The organism is Falsiroseomonas oryzae, from assembly GCF_027856955.1.
Taxonomy (GTDB): domain Bacteria; phylum Pseudomonadota; class Alphaproteobacteria; order Acetobacterales; family Acetobacteraceae; genus Falsiroseomonas; species Falsiroseomonas oryzae.
Genome location: NZ_JAPSMD010000622.1, coordinates 1 through 2,463 on the forward strand (window position 1 = coordinate 1; position 2,463 = coordinate 2,463).

Below are 2,463 nucleotides of genomic sequence, written 5' to 3' on the forward strand. Positions count from 1 at the left end.
GGCGGCGATCGCCTGCACCCGGCCGGGCGCGGCGGCGAGCATGCCGCGGCGCGCGGAGACCGACGCGCTGCTCGGGGCCAGGCCGGGCTGACCAACGCGTCTGTATTCCGATTCGGAACGTTCCGGATATGGTAGCTGCCTCGCACTGGGGAGGCAGCGGAGATGTCTGGCGTGAGACTGCTCGGCTTCGGTTCGGTCGAGCCCGAGGTCGCCTTCCGCGAGAACCTGGTCAACCGCGTTCCGCAACGTCTCGACAGCGACCTTGCGCCGTTCATCGTCACCAATCTGGGCGGCGGCCTGGCCGAGCCCTTCGGCCTGCGCGTCAGCGGATTGCTCGCCGAGGACCGCGTCACGCTGCGCGACCCGCGGGGCAGCCCGACGGAGGGCGTCTGGCTGCAGGGCACGCAGGTGCTCGTGGATGGGCGGGTCGTCGGCACCGCCTTCGGCGGCGAGGGCACGACCTTCGGCGTGGATTTCGGCCCGGCCGTGTCCTTCGCCCTGCTCGACCGCAACACCGACGTCCTGGAGCGCGTCGCGGAGGCGCTTGCCTACGCCAACGCCAGCGACGCGCCGCAGGCGGAGCGGACGCTGAACCTCGAGGTCGTCGTGCAGGGCCGGGACGGCGGGTTCTTCGTCCTGGACAGAGACCCGATCCTCGTCCGGGTCGAGGCCGAGCCCGACAGGCCCGGCCTCTCGGGTCTGGCGGCGCGCCGGATCGCGGAGGATGGCGGCGATCCTGCGGCGGCGCTGCTGGCGCCTGGCGCCGTCTTCACCGGGGAGGTGACGGAGAAGAGCCGGCTGGTGGTGAGCGGGCTGCTGGACGGCGACCGGATCGAGGTGGTCCCGCAGGGCGACCCGGCCGACGGGATCGCGCTCGACGGCCCGTTCGTGATGTTCGGCGGGGCGGTGATCGGGGTGGTGGAGGGGGTGGATCGCGGTACCTTCGGCATCGCCCTGGTGCCCGCGCTGCCTGCCGAGACGATCCAGGCGCTGATCCGCGCCCTGGCTTTCGACACGACGAGCGACCGCCCCGAATCAGAACGTCAGCTGGTCATCGACCTGCGCAGCCCGGACGGCTCGCTGCTGCGGCCGACGGCGCCGGCGGCCTTCGTGCCTGAAGCGGAAGGCGAGGGCGCCTTCGCCGGCGTGGATCTGGGCGGCTTCGCGGTGCCGGCGCTGGTCGATTTCAATGCCGATGGCTGGCTGGACCTCGTTGTCGGTGCGGAGGACGGAATGCTTCGCGCCTGGCAGGGGACGGTGGATGGCTTCGTCGCACTGGCCGGCGCCGACAATCCCTTCGCCGCGATCGATCCCGGCCGGCGCAGCAGCCCGGCCTTCCTCGACGTGACCGGCGACGGCCTGCCGGACCTGGTGCTGGGCCATGAGGAGCGCACGCTCCAGGTGTTCGAGAACACCGGCGGCATCTTCAAGCCGCTGCTCGATCCGCCGGCACCCTTCGACGGCACCGAGCTGTTTCCGCTCGTCACCTCGGGGTCCGGCCAACCGCTGTCCGTGCCCGTCGTCTTCGACATGGTGGGCGACGGTCGCGCGGACCTGGTGGTGGCCGGCGGCTTGAACGGGCGCGTGCTGGTGTACGAGAACACCGATGCCGGCTTCAGGCTCGTGCTCGGCCCGCGCAGGGACGACCTGGACGGGCTGATCGTCGGCCCGGCCGGTGCGATCGACCTGGACGGCGACGGGTCGCCCGAGCTGTTGGGCGCGAGCGAACCGTTCTGGTTCATGGCGAATGACGGCCTGCCGGACGTGCCTTTCTCTGCCTGGGCCGATCTCGGCGACGGCTTCGCGCGCGTGCCCGGGGGCCGGAATCCGCTGGCCGGACAGGGCGGCTGGGCGCCGGCCTTCGGCGACATCGACGGCGACGGCGATGCCGACCTGGTCGTCGGGCGTGCGGATGGCACGCTCGGCCTGGTCCGGAACACGACGCCGCGCCACGTCGTGGACATCACCGTGGTGCCGACGAACGATGCGCCGGTCGGGCCAGCTGTCGTCGCGCTGCCGGCCTCCCGCGCGGGCGAGGCGCGGCCGATCGAGGCGGCCGCGCTGCTCGCGGGCTGGTCGGATCCGGATGGGGATGCGTTGCAGCTGCACGACGTGGTCGTGGTCGGCGGGCAGGGCACGCTGACCGACCATGGCGACGGCAGCTGGAGCTTCCTGCAGGCGCCGGGCCAGGCCGGCACGGTCACGCTGCGCTACCGCGTCGGCGACGGCATGGCGGAGTCGGCGGGGCTGGCGAGCTTCGAGCTGCTGCCGGCCAACCAGCCGACCGGCGGCGCGCTGCGCCTGGCCGTCACCGGCACGTCGGCGGCGCTCGGCGTGGAGGCGCGGCTGCGCGACGCGGACGGTCTGGGCGCGGTGAGCTACGCCTGGCAGACGCAGGACGGGGAGGGCGGCTGGCAGGATCTGCCCGGCGCGACCGGCCCGGCGCTGGCGCCTGGAGCGGTC

General features: G+C 73.2%; 1 protein-coding gene. It reads left to right on the forward strand.

Annotated elements, in window-relative coordinates; translation table 11 throughout:
* Positions 1-162: 162 nt before the first annotated feature.
* The coding region (locus OZN99_RS29740; protein WP_270938826.1) for an FG-GAP-like repeat-containing protein at positions 163-2,463 on the forward strand (2,301 nt) is incomplete at its 3' end.